Source organism: Parasphingomonas halimpatiens, assembly GCF_036663795.1.
Taxonomy (GTDB): domain Bacteria; phylum Pseudomonadota; class Alphaproteobacteria; order Sphingomonadales; family Sphingomonadaceae; genus Sphingomonas.
Map to the genome: position 1 here is coordinate 20,631 of NZ_JAXOJP010000032.1, position 19,215 is coordinate 39,845.

Annotated in this window: 18 protein-coding genes and 1 pseudogene; 5 read left to right on the forward strand and 14 right to left on the reverse strand. The window is 67.0% G+C overall.

The features are described from left to right. Positions 1 to 127 precede the first annotated feature (127 nt). The 14 genes and pseudogenes from U1839_RS21895 to U1839_RS21955 form a co-directional block, all read right to left on the reverse strand. A complete protein-coding gene (locus U1839_RS21895; protein WP_332805697.1) occupies positions 128 to 1,540 on the reverse strand; it encodes an amino acid permease in 1,413 nt (470 codons plus the stop codon). Positions 1,541 to 1,578: 38 nt separating this feature from the next. Then, positions 1,579 to 2,163 (reverse strand): hypothetical protein, encoded by a 585-nt coding sequence (locus U1839_RS21900; protein WP_332805698.1) that lies wholly within the window; start codon positions 2,161 to 2,163, stop codon positions 1,579 to 1,581. Positions 2,164 to 2,245: 82 nt separating this feature from the next. Continuing rightward, complete coding sequence (locus U1839_RS21905) at positions 2,246 to 5,152, reverse strand: TonB-dependent receptor (protein ID WP_332805699.1); 2,907 nt, start codon at positions 5,150 to 5,152, stop codon at positions 2,246 to 2,248. Between the two features lie 89 nt (positions 5,153 to 5,241). Then, positions 5,242 to 6,234, reverse strand: coding sequence for a lysylphosphatidylglycerol synthase domain-containing protein (locus U1839_RS21910; protein ID WP_332805700.1), 993 nt, complete (start codon positions 6,232 to 6,234; stop codon positions 5,242 to 5,244). Further along, entirely contained in the window at positions 6,231 to 6,434 is a 204-nt protein-coding gene (locus U1839_RS21915) for a hypothetical protein (RefSeq protein WP_332805701.1), read from the reverse strand. Before U1839_RS21915 ends, U1839_RS21910 begins: the two co-directional genes overlap by 4 nt. Positions 6,435 to 6,441: 7 nt before the next feature. Beyond that, positions 6,442 to 7,281 carry a hopanoid biosynthesis-associated protein HpnK gene (gene hpnK / locus U1839_RS21920; RefSeq protein ID WP_332805702.1) on the reverse strand — a complete coding sequence of 280 codons (840 nt, stop codon included), beginning with the start codon at positions 7,279 to 7,281 and terminating at the stop codon, positions 6,442 to 6,444. An 880-nt stretch (positions 7,282 to 8,161) separates the two neighbouring features. Beyond that, on the reverse strand, positions 8,162 to 9,607 hold the full coding sequence (hpnJ, locus tag U1839_RS21925) for a hopanoid biosynthesis associated radical SAM protein HpnJ (RefSeq protein WP_332805703.1): 1,446 nt from the start codon (positions 9,605 to 9,607) through the stop codon (positions 8,162 to 8,164). After that, complete coding sequence (hpnI, locus tag U1839_RS21930) at positions 9,604 to 10,749, reverse strand: bacteriohopanetetrol glucosamine biosynthesis glycosyltransferase HpnI (RefSeq protein WP_332805704.1); 1,146 nt, start codon at positions 10,747 to 10,749, stop codon at positions 9,604 to 9,606. Before hpnI ends, hpnJ begins: the two co-directional genes overlap by 4 nt. Before the next feature lie 162 nt (positions 10,750 to 10,911). Continuing rightward, positions 10,912 to 11,787, reverse strand: coding sequence for a hypothetical protein (locus tag U1839_RS21935; RefSeq protein ID WP_332805705.1), 876 nt, complete (start codon positions 11,785 to 11,787; stop codon positions 10,912 to 10,914). Then, positions 11,784 to 12,260, reverse strand: a complete 477-nt coding sequence (locus tag U1839_RS21940; protein WP_332805706.1) for a hypothetical protein — start codon at positions 12,258 to 12,260, stop codon at positions 11,784 to 11,786. Before U1839_RS21940 ends, U1839_RS21935 begins: the two co-directional genes overlap by 4 nt. Before the next feature lie 146 nt (positions 12,261 to 12,406). Next, positions 12,407 to 12,751 carry a hypothetical protein gene (locus U1839_RS21945; protein ID WP_332805707.1) on the reverse strand — a complete coding sequence of 115 codons (345 nt, stop codon included), beginning with the start codon at positions 12,749 to 12,751 and terminating at the stop codon, positions 12,407 to 12,409. Positions 12,752 to 12,929: 178 nt separating this feature from the next. Continuing rightward, positions 12,930 to 13,088 (reverse strand): hypothetical protein, encoded by a 159-nt coding sequence (locus U1839_RS21950; protein ID WP_332805708.1) that lies wholly within the window; start codon positions 13,086 to 13,088, stop codon positions 12,930 to 12,932. 21 nt (positions 13,089 to 13,109) lie between these two features. Continuing rightward, positions 13,110 to 13,331: pseudogene (locus U1839_RS26850) on the reverse strand (GFA family protein); the annotation flags it as partial. Continuing rightward, a complete protein-coding gene (locus U1839_RS21955; RefSeq protein ID WP_332805709.1) occupies positions 13,279 to 13,722 on the reverse strand; it encodes a hypothetical protein in 444 nt (147 codons plus the stop codon). The pseudogene U1839_RS26850 and the gene U1839_RS21955, both read right to left, overlap by 53 nt. Positions 13,723 to 14,033: 311 nt before the next feature. Between U1839_RS21955 and hpnA the strand changes: the two genes are divergently transcribed. The 5 genes from hpnA to hpnE are packed head-to-tail and all read left to right on the forward strand — an operon-like array spanning position 14,034 to position 19,207. Then, positions 14,034 to 15,047: a hopanoid-associated sugar epimerase gene (hpnA, locus tag U1839_RS21960; RefSeq protein WP_332805710.1), complete on the forward strand. Its 1,014-nt coding sequence runs from the start codon at positions 14,034 to 14,036 to the stop codon at positions 15,045 to 15,047. Next, positions 15,044 to 16,285 (forward strand): glycosyltransferase, encoded by a 1,242-nt coding sequence (locus tag U1839_RS21965; RefSeq protein ID WP_332805711.1) that lies wholly within the window; start codon positions 15,044 to 15,046, stop codon positions 16,283 to 16,285. The genes hpnA and U1839_RS21965 overlap by 4 nt, the downstream gene beginning before the upstream one ends. Beyond that, a complete protein-coding gene (hpnC, locus tag U1839_RS21970; RefSeq protein WP_332805712.1) occupies positions 16,282 to 17,121 on the forward strand; it encodes a squalene synthase HpnC in 840 nt (279 codons plus the stop codon). The genes U1839_RS21965 and hpnC overlap by 4 nt, the downstream gene beginning before the upstream one ends. Continuing rightward, positions 17,118 to 17,957: a presqualene diphosphate synthase HpnD gene (hpnD, locus tag U1839_RS21975; RefSeq protein ID WP_332805713.1), complete on the forward strand. Its 840-nt coding sequence runs from the start codon at positions 17,118 to 17,120 to the stop codon at positions 17,955 to 17,957. The genes hpnC and hpnD overlap by 4 nt, the downstream gene beginning before the upstream one ends. Continuing rightward, entirely contained in the window at positions 17,954 to 19,207 is a 1,254-nt protein-coding gene (gene hpnE / locus U1839_RS21980; protein ID WP_332805714.1) for a hydroxysqualene dehydroxylase HpnE, read from the forward strand. Before hpnD ends, hpnE begins: the two co-directional genes overlap by 4 nt. The last annotated feature ends 8 nt before the right edge of the window (positions 19,208 to 19,215 follow it).

Consider the following 19,215-nt stretch of genomic DNA (forward strand, 5'->3'; position numbering starts at 1 on the left):
CCGCGAAAACAATGCTTTTGCCGAATCCCCCCCGCATTGATCCGATCTTATCGGAAATTTCATATTTGCAAACTGCAGGCGTAACGATTCTATGAAATAGCGAGCAATGCCGTGTTTGCAGGCAAGCCTAAAGCACCGCTCGTGCCCGGCCATAAGCGAAATACACCAGCAACCCGAAGGCGTTCCACACCAGGAACGAAATCTGCGTCACCTTTTGCAGGCTGGTGAACAGATAGAGGCAACCGAGGATCGCCCCCGGCGCGACGATCCACGCCAGCGGGGTCCGGAACGGCCGCCGCGCAGCCGGATCGCGGCGCCGCAGCACGAGCACGCACGCCGCCACCGCGATGAACGCGCACAGCGTGCCGGCGTTCGCCAGGCTGGCTATGACGTCGAGCGGGACGAGCGCGGCGAAGATGCCGACGAAAATTGCGGTCACCGCCGTGATCCGCGCCGGCGTCCCGCGCGTCGATATCCTGGCCAGCGCCGGCGGCAGGAAGCCGTCGCGCGCCATGACGAGGAAGATGCGGCTCTGGCCGTAGAGGAATCCGAGGATCACCGTCGGCAGCGCGATCGCCGCCGCCGCCGCGACAACGGTTGCAACCTTGGGCTGGCCGAGCGAGCGCAGGATCAGCGCGAGCGGCTCGGCGCTCTTGCCGAACACCTGGAAATGCACCGCGCCGACCGCCGCCGCAGCGACGATCATGTAGATAAGCGTGCACGCGACCATCGAACCGACGATGCCGATCGCCAGGTCGCGCTCGGGGTTCTTCGCCTCCTCCGCTGCGGTCGAGATCGCGTCGAAGCCGTAAAAGGCGAAGAAGATGATCGCCGCAGCGCCCATCATCCCGTACTTCACGCCGCCCGCGCCGGCCGCGCTGGCATAGCCGTACGGTGCGAACGGATGCAGGTTCGCGGCGTCGAAATGCGGCAGAGCAACGAAAACGAACAGCGCCAGCGTAACGATCTTCAACACCACCAGCCCGGTGTTGATCCGCGCGCTTTCATGCGTGCCGAGCGTCAGCAGTCCCGCGACAACCGCGATGATGAATACCGCCGGCAGGTTGATCCCCCAGCGCGCGACCTGCCACCAGCCGGCCATCTCCGGACCGTGCGTCAGCCATTCGGGCAAGTTGATCCCGAGGCCGCCGAGAAACCCGACCGCATAGCCCGACCAGCCGACCGCCACGGTCGAGACGACCAGCGAATATTCGAGGATCAGGCTCCACCCGACGACCCAGGCGATGCTCTCGCCGAGCACGGCATAGCTATAGGTATAGGCGCTGCCCGAGGCCGGGATCATCGTCGCCATCTCGGCGTAGCACAGTGCCGCGCAAGCGCAGATCGCGCCCGCCACGACGAAGCTCAGCAGCACCGCCGGCCCGGCGCGATCGGCCCCGACCCCGATCAGCGTAAGGATGCCCGTCCCGACGATCGAGCCGACGCCAAGTGCGACGAGATGCGGCCAGCTCAGCGTCCGCGCCAATTGGTGCTCTAGCCGCGCCTCGGTGATGAGTTTGCGGCGGAAAAGACTGTTCATGCGGCCCCCGGGAAAACGTTACAGTCGAGACTAGCTGCTCACAGCACCTTGGCAAAGGCCGCGATCAGCATCAGCGCGATCTCGATGCCGAGCAGCGCGACGTTGAGCCGCCGCGACTTGATGATCAGCAACAGGATCAGCAGCGGGATGTGCAGCAGTGCCGCGAGCGCCGTGACCCAGCCAAAGGCGCCCGCCGGCGTATCCGCCTTGACCGTCAACCCCATCATCGTCGTGATCACCGAAACGCCGACCAGCGCCAGCGTCAGCGTCAGCATGCCGCCCAGGACCTGGCGATTGTGGCGATCGTAATAGACGTCGAAATCGGGCCACTCTTCCGGATCGTCGGGGAAGATCAACGTCGAGATCAGATAGTAGCTGCCGACAAAGGCGAGCACGACGAGCAAGGTGGCGAGGTTGGCGTGCAGGTGCTCGCGGTGCCCATAGACCACGTTCCAGAAGGTCGTCATGTCGATCAGCACGAAGGTGCCGAGCAACGGGGTCAGCCAGCCGACATGCGCCTTGCGCCGCATCTTGATGATCCGCGCGAAGCCGGCCAGCACCTCGGTGACGGCGAGCCCGAGCACGAGCCCGAACATCGCAAAGACCAGATCGAACCCGTTCATCCGCCGCCCCCCGACTGCCAACCGACGCGACCGTGCGGGTCGGGACCGCCGCCGTCAAGCGCTCGGCAATGCGCGAGCGCCGTCAGAACAACAGCTTACGCACCGTTAGCCGAACCGCGCGACCCTGCGGGTCGAGATAAGCGCCCTGATAGCTCAGCGGCACGGCGCCGTTCTGGTCGGTGACGCGCTGGCGGGTGTTGAGGATGTTGGTCACCGCCAGCCCGATCCGCATGCCCTTCGCCCAATGGTGCTTCTTGAGGAAATCGAGATTCTGCGTGAGGTCGTCGAACAGCCGCAGGTCGAACTTGGCGAGGCTGCCGAAGCGCAGCGTATTGGACGCGCCGACCGTGCCGCCGATGACCTGTGTCGCGCTCTGCCAATTGGCGCTCAGCCGGAAGCCGAGGCCATTGTTGCTGTAGCCGGCCTGCCCCTCGATCTCGTGGCGCGGCTGGCCGCCGCCGCTGCCGGTTGCGCCGCCGTTGAGCAGGTCGATCGGCGCGACGCCCTGCGCGACCGTCACCCGGTCGACGAAGTGCCAGGTATGGTAGAGCGCGAACTGCAAGCGCCCGCCGGTCGCGCCGGCCAGGCGATTGGCGAAACCGCCGCCGCCACCGCCGCCGCCACGCCCGCCGAACCCGCCGCCGCCAAAGCCGCCGGGACGACCGCCGCCCGGTCCATCACCGCCCGCGGGCGGCGGACCGCCCGGTACAGCGCCATCGGCTGGCGGCGGCGTGGCGCCCGGGGGAGGTGCGGCGTTGCCGGGGCGCGGCCCGTCGCCACCCTGGCCACCGCCCTGCCCGCCATTGGGCCGCCGGCCGAAGATACCGGCGAGCCCGGTAAACGGGTTTGCCCCCTTGCCGGCGCGGAACGCCTCGAACTGCTTTTGCAGCTTCGACTTGAGCGGGATCGAGAAGTCGATGCCGTAGCGCAGCTCCTGCGTGTCCTCGCGCAGGAAGTTAACCGGCCGGGTGTCGATCTGCGTCAGTACGCCGATCGTCATGCCCGGAGCTGGCGCGGCGCGTGTGAAGCGGCCGGGAAAGGCCGCCTCGATCGCCGGGGTATCCGACGGAAAGCCGGCGATCGGATGGTCGGTGCCACTCTTCACATAATTGGCGGTGAAGGTGAGATCTTTCGTCGCCGACGGTTTGAAGGTCGCGCCGAGCTTGAACACGTGCCGCTCGCTGGAGATCAGCGCGCGGTTGCCACCAGCCGTCTGCGTGACGTCGGCGGTCTGGCCGAGCACATAGTCGAACACCCGGACATTGGGCGTGACGATCACCGGATTGCCGAGCTGCTGCGAGCTCGGCGCCTGGTCCTGGTCAGTAAACGAGGCGAGCAGCCGCAGCGACGGCGTCGGCGACCAGTTCAGGCCATAACCGATCGTCCACAGCGTGCCGAAGTCCGACAGCTGGTTGACCGCGAGATTGCCGTTGAGCGACAGGTCGCCGATCGCGTCGAGGAACTTGTTGCGGCGGCCGGTCAGCGGCACGTCGACATTGATCTGGCCGTTGACGATGTTGCGGGTCAGCGCGCCCGTCGTCGTGCCGCCGCGCACCGAGCGTGTGTCGAAGCTGGTCGCCTGCGCACCGATATGCACCGCGGTCGACACCGCACCGGCGGGCAGCTTGAACAACGGCCCGTTGAGCAGCACATCGCCACCGACCGCGTTCGAGGTCGAATAGGCCTGGTTCGCCGGCAGCACGCCGAACTGCGTCGGTGCGAGCGGGCCGAACGGATTGAACGTCGGGTCACCGGCATTGAGCCGCGCCTGCAAGGCGGATTTGTCGAGCCCGGCTTCGGTGAAGGTCTCGTTGTAATTACGATCGTAATTGCCGGTGAACGACCAGCGCCACTTTGCACTGATATTGCCGTTCAGCCCGACACCCAGATGCGTCGCCAGCGTCGATGTCCGCTGGACGAGCGGCGCGCCATCGACATAGCGATTGACCGTCACCGCCTGGCCGAAAGGCGAAAAGGGATTGCCCGCCGGCAGCGTGAACGACACGCCCGGCAGCCCCTGATAGGCGGTCGTCGCATCGGTCTGGACACGCGCGTTGATCGTCGCGTTTACCTTGCCGATCGGTCGGCTGTAGACGAGGTTACCCGAGAAGGTGTGCGACGAAGGCCGCAATGTGCGATCACTCGACAAGTCGCTGACATTGTACTTGTTCGCGGTGCCGACAAAGTCGCCAAGCGCCGGCCGCCCAGTTGCTGCAGAGATCGGAATGCCGCCATACTTCACGGGAGAACCGGCCAGCGCGCTCAACGCCGGATCAACTTCAGGAAACGCCTTCAACGAGCTGTCGAGGCCGGGCGTGACATTGCCGCGAATGTCGTACACCCCACCCGCCGAGCGGCTGATCAGGGTACGCTCGCTCTCGAACAGCGGGTCGCTTGCCGTATAGCTGAGATCGAGGTTTAGGCGCGTGTCGCCGGCAATCTTGAGGCCGTCGACATGGCCGAGCGGGGTGTTGCGACCGCCATCGGTCGCCAGTGTGTCGGCCGCTTCCAGCGTGGCGGCGCGAAAGCGGCGGCGCAGCACGACGTTCACCACGCGCTGGTCGGCGCTGTAGCCGTATTTGAGCGCGACCTCCTCGGGCAGGATGTCGATCCGCGCGATCGCCTCGGTCGGGAGGTCGCGGATCTCGGCGAAGCTCGAGATGCGCCGGCCGTTGAGCAGTACCACCGGCGCGCCATTGCCACGGCCGCTGCGCGTCTGCGGCGCCAGTTCGGTCAGCAGGTCGGTCAGCGAACTGACGCCATAGGAACGGATGTCGGCCGGGGTGAGCACTTGCTCGGGCGGGATGTCGCCGGTGACCGAGCCGGGCGGCAGACGGCTGCCCTCGACCACGACATCGGGCCCGGCATCGTCGCCCGCCTCGGGCGCGGGCGGCGGCGCGGGGCGCGTCGGACGTGCCGTCTGCGCGGCAAGCGGGCTTGCGAGCGAGCCGAGCGCCAATGCCGTCATGCCGATCGTGATACCGCGCAAACTTTAGAGCCTTTCGAAATGGATATGTCGCGTGCCGAGGCGGCGGTTGCGCCGCCTAACCGCGAATTGTCGCAAGATTGTGCCAGCGTCTAGGCGGCGGCGCGCAACCTCCGCGCCAGCGCCCGTCCCTCGCCCGCCTGCCACAGGATAAGCGCGGGCACGCCGATCAACAGGTCTCGCGCACGCTTGAGCAGCGACAGCGCCAGCGCGGTTGCCGGCGGGATGCCGAACAGCGGCCCGAGCAACGCATAGGTCGCCTCCTGCACGCCGAGCGCGCCGGGGATGGCGAAGGCGACGCTGCGCAGCGTGAAGATCAGCGCCTCCTGCGCGATCACCGCCCATAACGGCACGTCACAACCCATGAAGCGCAGCGCGATCCACGCCGTCGCGGCGCTGGCGAACCACGCCAGCAGGTTGAGCAGGAACGCTGCGATCATGCGGCGCGGCGCGCGGTAGACCGCGTCGAGCTGCTCCCGCACCGCCGCCATCGCCGCGCCCGAGCCGGGCAGGATACGCGCGCCGAGCTTGCCGGCCAGCCGCAGGAGCGGCCGCTGCGCGACGACGAAGGCGATGATGATCGCGACCATGCCGCCAAGGCCGGCCAGCGCGAGCGGCACGATGTCGTGCTGCACCGGGCGATGCGCCAGCACCATCAGCAGCGTGGCGACCCCGCCGAGCGTGAACAGCAGCTGCGCCGCCATCTCGGTCGTCATATCGGCGACCATCGAGGCATAGACCACCCGGTCCGGTACGCCGGCGGCGGTGAGCGTTCGCGCGCCGACGACCAGCCCGCCGAGCTGCGAGAAGGGCAGCACATCGGTCGCTGCCTCGCGCGTCGTCCGCGCCCAAACGAACAGCCAGGCACGCGACAGCGGCTCCCCTGGCGCGACCGCGAACCAGGCGAGTCCGAGGATCGACAGCACGCCGAGCGAGGTAGCCGTGAAGACGAGCATGCCGAGCCATCCGATCGCGCGCATCGCATCGAGAATGTCGCGCAGCCCGACCGCACCGATCGCCCAGCCAGCGATGGCGATGCCAACCAGCGTCGCAACGAGCAGCCCTACCCGGGCGTAATGCTTCATGCCGCCACCGCCCGCCGGCGCATCAGCCGCAGCGCGCCGGGCACGAAGAGCAACCGGTCGATCAGCGCCGGGCGATAGGGATCGTGGGTATCGAGCATCGTGCGGCAGAACAGGATGCGCTGCGCATCGCTGCCACGGCGGACCGGCGCGTCGGGCGGCGGGGCGGCAGGCCTGGGGGCGGTCGAGACATAATAGTTCATGAGGGTCCTACCTCCGTACCGTGAGATCGGCGAAGCGCGCCAATGTGATGCCCTGTTCCCGAACCAGCGCGCGGGCGTCAAGCAGCGCGGCGAGCTCGTCGGCGTAGCGATACCCGGGCGCGTGACCCGGCCAGTCGTCATGCGTCGCGGGGTGGGTGTAGATCTCGCTTACACCATCGGGCAGCGCGGCGATCAGGCCGCGCATGCGGGCGGTGTCCATCGCGCCGCTCCAGGCGAGGCCGAAGACCTGATCGGGCACGGCCATACCGGCGTGGACGAAGCGGCGGCGCACCAGCTTCGCCCATAGCGTGGCGGGATCGCGGCGCGGCGCGCGGCCGGGTTCGATCGCGGCGATGATCGCGCGCGGTTCGACCGGGGCGCGGGCGGCACGCATGCCGTGGCGCCTGCCGATCTTGAGGACGAGCGAAGCGATCACCGGGTGGAGGTGGAAATGCTTATGCGCGTTGACATGGTCGAGCGGCAGGCCGGTCGCGGCGAAGGCGGCAAATTGCGCTTCGATCTCGGCGGCGAGTTGGCGCCGGGCGCGCGTGTTGAAGGTCATGTTGACGGCGGACATCACCATGTCGGTGCGGAAATGGCCGCTGGCGTCGACCAGCTCGGAGACCTGATCGGCCGGTAGCGCGGGGCGGCCCTCGACCAGGACGAGGTGGAGCCCGACGCCGAGTGTCGGCAGGCGGCGGGCGCGCGTGACCGCATCCGACGCGGCATCGCCGGCGACCATCAGGCTGGCGGCGGTGAGGATGCCGTCGACATGCGCGCGCTCGACGGCGCCGTTGACCGCGAGCGAGGCGCCGAAATCGTCGGCGGTGACGATGAGGGTCTTCATGCCGCCACCATGGCGAGTCGCGGATGATGGGAATTCCCTGCCGGGCAGGGAATGGCAGGGAATATTCTATGTTTTTTCGGGTTGGGGTTTTGGTCGGGCGCCGTGGTCGGCGGGAACGATTGGGTGGAATGTTGAATCACGGGGGCGTGGTTGTCGCTAACCCGAGTCTCCGCGGCTTCGCGTGAGCAAAAGAATTTGTTCGCGCGGAGGCGCGGAGGCGCGGAGGGGTTGCGCTTGCGGCTGGCGGAGGCGCTGCACCCGCTGCGGGGCGTTTGCGGCGAACCAATGCATTTTTGCTCATCAGCCGCGGCGAACGTGAGAGGGCCTCGTGTCGTCGCCGCGAAAGACATTCTCTGCGCCTCTGTGCCTCTGTGCGAACCACTTGGTCGGGCGGCGACTGGGCGTAGCGCAGGGTTGTCGTGCATTGCCGTTCGGGCTGGAGATACATCGGGCTTCAGCATTTGCGGCACGCCCCCTCTCCCCGACCAGTGTCGGTCGGCTATCAAGTATGGAATGCCCCCGGCATTCCATAGATTGTGCCGGGGGCACAATCGACTTGATGGCCGACCGGCACTCCCCGCAAGCGGGGAGAGGGAGAAGGTCGGTCCGCTTTCTTGCGGCGGCGCATGGTCCGGGTGCGGGGGTGGCATGGCGGGTAGCAAACATAGCTGCGTGCGTTTTTGAATCAGCGCGTGGCGGCTTTCATTCCTCCGCGCCTCCGCGCCTCCGCGTGAATCAACTCTATTGTTCGCGCGGAGGCGCGGAGACACGGAGATTTTTCGGCGTTTCAGGGGAAAACAGTTTCGGGATTCTTCGGGCGACATCGTTTGCGGCACGGCCCCTCTCCCCGGCCCTCTCCCCAAAGGGGAGAGGGAGAAGGTCAGACCGCTTCCTTGCGGCGGCGGAGGAAGTCGAAGAATTCGACGCCTTCGCGCAGGCGGCGTTTCATCATGTTCCAGTCGCGCAACATTTCCGAGACGATCGACCAGATTTTCGACGGGCGGAAATAGAAGCGTTTGTAGAATTCCTCGACCTTGTCGAAGATCACGCTGGCCGGGAGATGCGGGTAGCTGAGCTGGGCGATCTGGTTGCCGCCGTCGGTCAGCAGATCGTTGCTGTTGTCGAACCAGCCATTCTCGGTCGCCTGCTTGTAGAGGAAGGTGCCCGGATAGGGCGCGGCGAGCGACACCTGGATGGTGTGCGGGTCGATCTCCTTGGCGTAGTTGATCGTCTCCTCAATCGTTTCCTCGGTCTCGCCGGGCAAGCCGAGGATGAAGGTGCCGTGGATGACGATGCCGAGTTCGTGACAGTCCTTCGTGAACTGCTTCGCGACATCAATCCGCAGGCCTTTCTTGATGTTATGCAGGATCTGTTGATTCCCGCTCTCATAACCGACCAATAACAGGCGGAGGCCATTGGCCTTGAGGATTTCCAATGTCTTGCGCGGCACATTGGCCTTGGCGTTGCAACTCCACGAGACGGGGAAACCCTTCTTGCCGAAGCCGAGCTTGCCCAGCGCGATGGCCAGTTCCTCGACGCGGGCATGGTTGTCGGTCAGCGTGTCGTCGTCGAAGAAGATCTCCTTGGTCTCGGGGATTTCCTTCAGGATATACTGCACCTCCTCGATCACCTTGGGGACCGAGCGGAAGCGGTAATTGTGCCCGCTGATCGTCTGCGGCCACAGGCAGAAGGTGCAGCGGCTCTTGCAGCCGCGCCCGGTGTAGAAGCTGACATAGGGGTGGAGCAAATAGCCGCCGAAATATTTGTCGATCGTCAGGTCGCGCTTGTAGATCGGCGAGACCATCGGGAGGACGTCCATGTCCTCGATGATGGCGCGATCCTTGTTGCGGATGAAGGCGCCGTCGGGCGCGCGCCACGTGATGCCGTCGACCTCGGCGAGCGGCTTGCCCTGGGCGATCTCGAGGACCGTGAAATCATATTCCTCGCGCGCGACGAAATCGACGTGCGGCGTGGCGGCGAGGCTCTTGTCGGGCTCGACCGCGACCTTGGCGCCGACGAAGCCGATCAGGATATTCGAGTTGCGCGCCTTGATCAGCGCGGCGGTGCGGATGTCCTGGTTGAAGCTCGGCGTCGAGGTGTGGAGGATGACGAGGTCGCGCGTGTCGAACTCGTGCGCGATGTCGTCCCAACTCTGGTCGTGCGCGGGCGCGTCGATCAGCTTCGAGCCTTCGACCATCGCGGCGGGCTGGGCAAGCCAGGTCGGATACCAGAAGGATTTGACCTCGCGCTTCATCTGGTAGCGCGCGCCGGCGCCGCCATCATAGCCGTCGAACGAGGGTGCCTGGAGGAAAAGGGTACGCATCATGATCGCTTATCCTGCTGGGCCGACAACAAGCCCTTTGCATCGACTGTAAAACTTGCGCCGCGCCAATCAACCGAACGCCCGAAAAATGTGGCCAGAAAGAGGACGAAGGACAAAAGATCGCGCGCCGGAATCCACCAAAGAGGTGCCGTGCGCTCTCCTGCCGCACGATCGACCAGCAAGGCAAGTGCAAGGCGCGTACCGAGCGCGGCGGCGATGGCCGCGAGTGCTGTCGGCGCGAAACCGGTCAGCAACCCTCCGGCCAGCGCGAAGGGCAAGGGGTGGAGAATGACGCTGCCGGCGAACCCGACCGGATCGAGCCGCGCGATGGTGCGATTGGCGCGCAGCTCGCGCCGGGCGAGCGTGGCGAAGCTGATCTCGACGCAGCCATGCGTCAGCAACATGTCGGGCAGCGCGATGCGCCCGCCCTGCGCGCGGATCGCCGCGCCCATGGCATAATCGTCGGCGAGCAGATCGGCGAAGGCGGCCATCCCGCCGATAGCGTCGAGCGTCGCGCGACGCAGCGCGATGGTCGAGCCCATGCAGGGCGAGGCCAGCCCGAGCACGGTGCCGAGCAGAACTTCGGGCAGAAAATGCTGGCTGATTCCCATCGCCGCGAGCCGCGACCATGGTCCGGCATCACCGCGCCCACGATAAAGACAGGTGACCGCGGCGACGCCGGGAGCGTCGAGCGCGGCGATGACGCGCGCGATGTAATCAGGTGCGACCGCCATGTCGCTGTCGCTGAGAATGAGCAGATCGTGGCGCGCATGCGCCACCATGTTGGTGAGGTTGGAGATTTTGGCGTTGCTGCCATGGCGGGTCGGGTCGACGACGAGGCTGATGTCGGCGTCGGGATGCGCGGCGCGGAGTGCTTCGACGGCGGCGATCGCGGGATCGGCAGGGTTCTGCACGCCGCAGATCATTTGCAGCGGGCCGTCATGGGTCTGGGTGATGAAGCTGGTGAGGTTGGCGAGCAGGGCTGGTTCGGCGCCGTGCAAGGGTTTGAGCAGCGTTACCGGCCGATCGCTCGCCGCTACCGCGGGCGCGCGCGATCCGAGCCGCCACGCACGCCGGGCGGCGATTATCAGGCAACAGGTACCGATCGCGGAGACCAGCAGCAGGATGTAGCCGACAAGGACCATCGCCGCGTCATGCCGCAGCGCGTGACAAAGGTCGATGATGGTGCTTGGTGAAAGAATGAACGCTGCTGCTCCCGTTGCCACGGCCTGCAGCCCAAGCCAGCCAACCCCGATGCAGTCCGTTCCTTCTATCGATGTGCGGAGAGTGCAACGGCTGATGCGGCGCTAATATTGGTTCGGTGCGATGCTATTGTTCGCGAGATCCAGCACGTTGCCCCTATCGTAACCAAGAACGCCCGGGATTGGCGCGAGGCGGTTCACGTTGAACGCAAAGCCGGCAACAAACTTGCCCGTGGCGCGATAGTTGGCGGGCACAAGCGGCTTGCCAGCCAGCAGCGGTGGCACCGGTGTCGACGCCGTGGCGGGGCGGACCGCTGCGGACCAGGTCACGCTGTGCCCGTTCATGCTTGGGCCGAAGCCGGTCTCGCTGGCAAGTTCCGGGATGTCCGACTTCTCCGACGCCAACGCCACGAACAGCGTGCCAAGATCCGCGATCTGGCCGGGCTTCGCCGTGAATGACACCGTTCCAAGGCACAGGCAGGTATGAAAGATCTCGCCATAGCCAAGCCCGTAAAGAACGTACTGGCCGGGCAGCGCCTCGATCAGCATCATCTTCTCTTTGCCCGTGGTTTCGAACGGCTGGCTCATCCTGATGGTCTGGGCATTGCGCACCTCGCCATAGACGAAATTAAACTCGTCCAGCGTCGGCACGGGCGGAATCGCGATGTCGGACTTCTGGCCGGCCGCTTCGGCGGCTTCCGTGCGCGCGATCGCGCTCTGGCGCTTGCGGATCAGTTCGGGCTCCGCCTTGGCGAAGGCTTCGCGCCGCCCCGCGTCATAGGCTTGCATCTCGGCATCGGTGGGAATGCGCAGGAAAACCGGGCTGACGGGGAAACTGGTACGGAACAGAAAATAAGCGCGGTCCGCGCGCAGCGTGACCGGCTTGTCGCCGCGGATCTCTGTCATCTCGTCAGCCGGTTTCGCAAAGGCGGCGGGCGAGGAGGCAAGGGCCAGGCTAAGGGCCAGCACGAGCTTCTTCATTTGACCGGCACCTTTCCGCCGAAATCCGGACTGGAAGCGATCTTCGCCTGGACCGCGACCCACTGGTCGAGCGGAAGTTTGGAAACGCACTCCCAAATTTCCTCGGCGACCCCGTAGCGCGTATATCCGCGCGGCTCCATGCAGCGCCGCATCTTGGCCTGATAATCGCGGCGAACCAGCGTGCCTTCGATCATCCCGCCGATCAGCGCGCCGACCAGCCCGTACGGGTTGGGCAGATTCTCGGCCTTCTTGCCGGGCGTGCCGTTCCACGGGACGAAGCGGTTCAACTTCACCGTTGTCCAGTCATTGGGCTGCAGGAAGCGGTGGCAATCCGCGAAATCTGCATAGGCTTCTTCAAAGCTGACGCCATTCCGCTGGAAGAAGAAATATTTCCAACCGTCGCTGACGACCGCCGGGTCTGCCGATCCTGACAGGTTCGGCATCACGATCGTCGCAGCGTCCGGAACCGGCACAGTCTGCGCCTGCGCGGTGCAAGGTAGCGACGCCGCCATCAAAGCGACTGACGCGAATTTCCACATATTTCCCTCATCATGGCTTTGCATTTTCGGGTCGGGACCGCGTCCGGAGCGCGCACGCGACCGCGTGAGCAGTGTGCCTGTTAGTGGCGGTTGATCAAGTCGGCGGCGCCGTGGAGGGCGACGCCGACCGGTTTGAGCGCGCCTCTGCACTGCGCGCGTTCCGCCGGCGACAGCCTCCGCGCCATTGGTGCTGCGTGCAAAATTATTGCCTGTAGATCCGCCGCCGGATCACGGCCACTGATGCGACCCGCATAATATAACGCAGCCGACTTGGCGAACGCGGCATCCCAATATTGATCAGGCCAATATTGATCAGGCTTGCTTTCGAGAATGAGGAACCATGCGAGGCAGCGTGCGTCAGCAGTGTCGGCTTGGTCAATTGCGGAGGCGGAAAGCGCAAGCGCGAGGAAGGTCGGAATGATCATGTTCGCAGGCTGGCGATCACCCTAATGCCCGTCAAGTCGATCGGCAAAACGCGTGCACGCCCAGGCCTGAGGCAGGCCTTTGCGGTCAGCGAGGTCCGCTCTTGGGGACTTACTGCCAGGCAGTTTTCCGATCCCAGACCTGCCGGTCGGATTTCAGACGCCGCGCTGGAGCGCGTCGTCAGGCCCAGAGGTCGCGCACGGTCTTTCCGCTGGGAGGAAGGTCCTCGAAGGTATCGAAGCCGTCGAAATGATCGATCGGAAGGTCCCCGACGGCTTCGAGGTCAGCGAGCCGCACGTTCACCGCCATGCGCCGCCGGCCATCCTCTTCCAGCCGCAAGCCGCGCCACGCCAGGGCTCCGGCACAGGATGGGCAAAACAGGATCTCCAGCGCCGGATCATCCTTGCCGGGCCGACGAAAGCGCGATGTCGGTCCGGCGACGCTGATCCGCCCTCCTTCGAAATCATAGGCCCACAGGGCGCCGTAGCGGTGACATAAGGTGCAGTTGCAGGCGGTAACGGAGCCGGGGTCACCCGTGAGGGTCCAGGCTGCCGCACCACAATGGCATGATCCCTTCAACATGCGGGCCTCCGGCTGTGTGCTGACTACCCTGCCAGTGCCGATCGATGTCTTCAATTGCGGCGGGTTCCGCCGGGCAGGCTTTCGCCCCGTTACCTGCCGGTCGGCTTACAGGCGGGTCGCGTCGATCGACGACGCCAGAACGGGGAAAGTGGTGGATAGCGGAGATTGCGCCCTCGGCACCGGCGAGCCATAACAACGCATGGGCGACGAGAACGGGGCGACTGATCACGCGGTGATCCACTTGGACGCGGATCATGCCATTGTGTTTTTCGAGTTTCTCTCGGAGCGAGCTGCGACGGAAGAAGCCTCTGCCGCCACGGCAGAGTCGACGGTTCTTGATGCGGTCCTTGGCCAGCTTGAACGTCAACTGGTCGCGCCATTCTGCGCTCATTACGCTCACCAACTGTCTGCCGCTCGATCCCGCCTCAATCCACCAGTAGGCGTTTAAGCGTTTCCGCTATTGGAGCGGCTGCCGACCGAGCGCTTTCCGATCCGAAATCTGCTGGTCGGCGGCAAGGCACGGTGCCTTGCCCGTCGCGCGGCATCGGCTGATGATGGTTTCCCGCGCGCAACAACCCGGCTAGGAGGTCGGTCCTTCTCGGCCCTCCCTCGCGGCGGACGGGTTTGGGGTGAGGCAATCGCGACCACATCGTGCGTGGATGGCCCCCACCCCAGCCCCTCCCCTGAAGGGGGGGGGCTAAATTGGAGCCCGACCTGACCGCACCCCCCGCCCCTGTCCTGCTCACCGGCGCCTCGGGCTTTGTCGGCGCGGCGGTGGCGCGGGCGTTGCTACGGCATGGTTATCGCGTGCGGGCGATGGTGCGGGCGTCGAGCCCGCGCGGCAACCTAGAAGGGCTCGATGCCGAGATCGTCACCGGCGACCTGCTCGACCGCGCCTCGCTCGACCGCGCGATGGCGGGGGTCGGCGCGGTGGTGCATGTCGCGGCCGATTACCGGATCTGGGCGGCGGACCCCGAGGAAATCGTGCGCAACAACCGCGCGGGCACGGGCAATATCGTCGCGGCGGCGCTGGCCGCCGGCGTCGAACGGCTGGTCTATACCAGCAGCGTTGCGACGTTGCGACCCGACGACCACGCACCCGCAGACGAAAGCCGCACCGCGACACCCGACCAGGCGGTCGGCGCGTACAAGCGCAGCAAGGTCGAGGCAGAGCGGATGGTGATCGACGCGGTGGCGCGGGACGGCCTGGCGGCGGTGCTGGTGCTGCCCTCGACACCAATTGGCCCGCGCGACGTGCGGCCGACGCCGACCGGGCGGATCGTGATCGAGGCCGCGTCTGGCCAGATGCCGGCGTTCGTCGACAGCGGGCTCAACCTCGTCCATGTCGACGACGTCGCCGAGGGGCATGTGCTGGCGCTGCAGCGCGGGCGGATCGGCGAGCGTTATATTCTCGGCGGGCAGGACGTGTCGTTGCGCGCGATGCTGGCGACGATCGCCGGGCTGGTCGGGCGGAAACCGCCGACGGTGAGCCTGCCGCGCGCGCCGCTGTTCCCGCTCGCCTGGGCCAATGAGCAACTGGCGCGGGTGACCGGGCGCGAGCCCTTCCTGACGCTCGACGGGCTGCGCATGGCGGCGCACAATATGTATTTCACCAGCGCCAAGGCCGAGGCCGAGCTGGGCTATCGCGCGCGGCCGCATGAAGAAGCACTGCGGGATGCGATCGCGTGGTTTCGCGACGCGGGGAAGATTTCGTGATCCTGACGATCCTCGGCGGGGTGACGCTGGCGATCTGGCTGGTGCTGATCTTCGCGCGCGGCGGCTTCTGGCTGGCGCGCGAGCGCGACACACGCGGCGTGCCGCCGCTGCCCGAGCACTGGCCCGAGGTGGTCGCGGTGGTGCCGGCGCGTGACGAGGCGGCGGTGATTGGCGAGTCGATCGGCAGCTTGCTGGCGCAGGATTATCCTGGTGCTTTTCGGATCATTCTGGTCGATGACTCGAGCAGCGATGGGACGGCGGAGATTGCGCGCGCGCTTCGTGTTCCTTCTCGCCCCTCCCCTTCAGGGGAGGGGTTGGGGGTGGGGCGTCTCAATCTCATCGAGACCAGCGCGCGCGTGGATGGCCCCCACCCCAACCCCTCCCCTGAAGGGGAGGGGCTTGCGTTGGAAGTGCTACGCGGCGCCCCGCTCGCGCCGGGCTGGACCGGCAAGCTGTGGGCGGTTTCGCAGGGTGTCGCGCTTGCCAGCGATTCACCGCGTTATCTCTGGCTGACCGATGCCGACATCGCGCATGACCCCGACACGCTGACCAGCCTCGTCGCGCGCGCCGAGGCGGGCGGGCTGGCGATGGTATCGCTGATGGCCAAGCTGCGCTGCGAGAGCATGGCCGAGCGCGGGCTGATCCCGGCCTTCGTGTTCTTCTTCCAGCTGCTCTACCCGTTCCGCTGGGTGAACCGGCCGGGCGGCGTCGGCGCGGCGGCGGGTGGGTGCATGCTGGTGCGGCGCGAGGCGCTCGACGCGGTGGGCGGGATCGCCGCGATCCGCACCGCGCTGATCGATGATTGCGCGCTGGGCGCCGCGCTCAAGCGGCAGGGGCCGATCTGGCTCGGCCTGACCGAACGCTCGCGCAGCATCCGGCCCTATGAGACGCTTGCCAGCGTCGCGGCGATGATCTCGCGTTCGGCCTATGCCCAGCTCAACTATAATCCGTTGCTGCTGCTCGGCACGCTGCTGGGTCTTGCGCTAGTCTATGGCGCGCCGCCGGCGCTGACGCTGCTGGCGAGCGGCTGGCCGCAATGGCTCGGGGGCGCGGCATGGGTGCTGATGGCGCTGTCGTTCCAGCCGATGCTTTCCTTCTATCGCCGGCCCTGGGGCTGGGGCATGTCGTTGCCGGGAATCGCTGCTTTCTACGCCGCTTGCACCTTGCTATCGGCGTGGCAGCACCATCGGGGACGTGGCGGAATGTGGAAGGGCCGAGCCCAGGCAGCGACACGGTGAACCAGGCCGCGATCGCACTCGCCTCGGGCAAGGGGCACAAGGACGAGAATTTCCCCGTCGCCTCGGCGATCCTCAAGCCGGCGCACCGTGCGCCGGTGATGGCCTTCTACCGCTTCGCGCGCGCCGCCGACGATATCGCCGACAATGGCAGCGCGAGCAGCGCCGAGCGGCTGGCACTGCTCGGCGAAATGCGCGCGACGCTTTCGGGGCTCAGCAACGGCAGCGACACCGCGCTGGCGCTGCGCGAGACGCTGGCCGAACGCGGGCTGTCGCCGCGCCACGGGCTCGACCTGTTGACCGCGTTCGAGCGCGACTGCCGCGTGAATCGCTGCGCCGACTGGGACGCGCTGCTCGATTATTGCCGTTATTCGGCGATGCCGGTCGGGCGCTATGTGCTCGACGTGCATGGTGAATCCGAGGCACTCTGGCCGGCCTCCGACGCACTGTGCGCCGCCTTGCAGGTGATCAACCATCTGCAGGATTGCCCGAAGGATTACCGCACGATCGACCGCGTCTATCTGCCGCTCGACATGCTCGCCGCGCATGGCGCGACGGTCGAGGATCTCGCCGCGCCGGCGGCAAGCGCGGGGCTGCGCGCGACGATCGTCGAGCTCGCCGAAATGACCGAGGAGTTGCTCGCGCAATCGCGCGGTTTTGCGGGCGCGATCCGCGACCGGCGGCTGGCGCTGGAAGTGGCGGTGATCCACCGGCTCGCGACGAGCCTGACGCAGCGGCTGAAGACGCGCGACCCGCTCGCCGAGCGCGTCCATCACCGCCCGGTCGAGGCGCTGGGGCTTGCGTCGCTGGCGGTGCTTGGACGACTGGTGGGGCGATGAACCCGAAATCCACCCCCGCGTCGCTCCAGGCACAGGTTTCGGGCAGTTCCTTCTATGCCGGGATGCGCGTGCTGCCCAAGGCCGAGCGCGAGGCGATGTACGCGATCTACGCCTTTTGCCGCGCCGTCGACGACATTGCCGACGACGAGATCGGCGAGCGGCCGGCACGCGCCGCCGAACTGGAGTTGTGGCGCGCCGACATCGCCTCGCTCTACGCCGGCGGCGATCCCGGCCGCGCGGTGCTGGTCGCCGAGGCGGTCAGGCGGTTCGACCTCGACATGACCGATTTCATGGCCGTGATCGACGGCATGGCGATGGACGTGGCGGAGGACATCCAGTTCCCGCCGCTCGCCACGCTCGAGCTCTATTGCGACCGCGTCGCCTCGGCGGTGGGGCGGTTGTCGGTGCGGATCTTCGGCATGCCGCGCGACGACGGGATCGCGCTGGCGCATCATCTCGGCCGCGCCTTGCAGCTGACCAACATATTGCGCGACATCGACGAGGATGCCGCGATCGGCCGGGCCTATCTTGCGCGCGAGCATGTCGAGGCGGTCGGGATCGCGCTGCGGACGCCGCTCGCGGTGATCGCCGATCCGCGCATCGACATGGTGTGCCGCCAGCTCGCCGCGATCGCACGCGACCATTATCGCGCCGCCGCCGCGATCCTGCGCCGCAAGCCGCCGGGCCATTTGCTCGCGCCGCGGCTGATGGAGGCGGTCTATGCCCAGATCCTGCGGCGCATGGAGCAGGCCGGCTGGGTGCCACCGCGCGCGCGGATCAAGGTCAACAAGCCGGCCTTGCTGTTCACCGTGCTGCGGTTGTGGCTGCTGCGTTGAGCAGGCGAGCATGGGTGATCGGCGCGGGGCTGGCTGGCCTGTCGGCGGCCGTAGCGCTGACCGAAGCGGGATTCGCGGTGACGCTGGTCGACGGCGCGGCGCAGGCGGGCGGGCGCTGTCGAAGCTATCACGACCCGCAGCTCGGGCGGATGATCGACAATGGCAATCACCTCGTGCTGTCGGGCAATCGCGCGGTCGCCTCCTACCTCGCCACGATCGGTGCATCGGACCGGCTGAGCGGACCTGACGCCGCCGACTTCGCCTTTGTCGACCGGGCGAGCGGCGAGCGCTGGTCGTTCCGGCCCAATGACGGGCGGCTGCCCTGGTGGGTGCTGGCGCCGGCGCGGCGCGTGCCGGGGACCCGGCTGAACGACTATCTGCGCCTCGCGCCGCTGATGCGCGGCGGGAGGGACGACACCGTCGGCGATCGGGTCGATTCGCACGGGCGGGTGTGGACGCGGCTGATCGAGCCGGTGCTGCTCGCCGCGCTCAACACCGCGCCGGCCGAAGGGTCGGCACGGCTGACCGCAGCGGTGCTGCGCGAATCGCTCGCGCGCGGCGGTGCGGCGATGCAGCCGCGGATTGCCGAGCCGACGCTGGCGGCGGCGTTCGTCGACCCTGCCCTCGCCTGGCTGGCGCGCGGCGGGGCCAGCGTGACGCTCGGGCAAAGGTTGCGCGGGCTGACGTTCGACGGGTTACGTGTTTCCGCGCTCGATTTCGGCGACGGGCTCGTAGCGGTGGCGGCGGACGAGCGGGTCGTGCTGGCAGTGCCGCCCTGGGTGGCGGCGACTTTGGTGCCCGACCTGACTGTGCCCGACGACTTCCGCGCGATCGTCAATGCGCATTTCGCGTTCACGCCGCCACCGGGCACCCCGGCGATGCTCGGGGTGATCGGCGGGACGGCGGAATGGATCTTCGCCTTTCCCAATCGGCTGTCAGTAACGGTCAGCGCCGCGGAGCATCTCGTCGATCGCGACCGCGAAGAGCTCGCCCGTGCCTTCTGGGCCGATATCGCCGCAGTGCACGGGCTGCCGGCCGCGTTGCCGCCATGGCAGATCGTCAAGGAAAAGCGCGCGACCTTCGCCGCGACGCCGGCGCAGGATGCCAAACGGCCACCGGCCCGGACCCGATGGAACAATCTCTTCTTGGCCGGCGACTGGACGCAGACCGGGCTGCCGGCGACGATCGAGGGTGCGCTGCGCTCGGGCACGGTCGCGGCACGCTTGGCGTCGGCCACCGTGGCGGTATAGTCCGACCC

Coding starts and splice junctions, on each gene's coding strand:
- U1839_RS21895 (WP_332805697.1), bottom strand. CDS start 1,540: ATGAACAGTCTTTTCCGCCGCAAACTCATCACCGAGGCGCGGCTAGAG.
- U1839_RS21900 (WP_332805698.1), bottom strand. CDS start 2,163: ATGAACGGGTTCGATCTGGTCTTTGCGATGTTCGGGCTCGTGCTCGGG.
- U1839_RS21910 (WP_332805700.1), bottom strand. CDS start 6,234: ATGAAGCATTACGCCCGGGTAGGGCTGCTCGTTGCGACGCTGGTTGGC.
- U1839_RS21915 (WP_332805701.1), bottom strand. CDS start 6,434: ATGAACTATTATGTCTCGACCGCCCCCAGGCCTGCCGCCCCGCCGCCC.
- hpnK (WP_332805702.1), bottom strand. CDS start 7,281: ATGAAGACCCTCATCGTCACCGCCGACGATTTCGGCGCCTCGCTCGCG.
- hpnJ (WP_332805703.1), bottom strand. CDS start 9,607: ATGATGCGTACCCTTTTCCTCCAGGCACCCTCGTTCGACGGCTATGAT.
- hpnI (WP_332805704.1), bottom strand. CDS start 10,749: ATGGTCCTTGTCGGCTACATCCTGCTGCTGGTCTCCGCGATCGGTACC.
- U1839_RS21935 (WP_332805705.1), bottom strand. CDS start 11,787: ATGAAGAAGCTCGTGCTGGCCCTTAGCCTGGCCCTTGCCTCCTCGCCC.
- U1839_RS21945 (WP_332805707.1), bottom strand. CDS start 12,751: ATGATCATTCCGACCTTCCTCGCGCTTGCGCTTTCCGCCTCCGCAATT.
- U1839_RS21955 (WP_332805709.1), bottom strand. CDS start 13,722: ATGAGCGCAGAATGGCGCGACCAGTTGACGTTCAAGCTGGCCAAGGAC.
- hpnD (WP_332805713.1), top strand. CDS start 17,118: ATGAACCCGAAATCCACCCCCGCGTCGCTCCAGGCACAGGTTTCGGGC.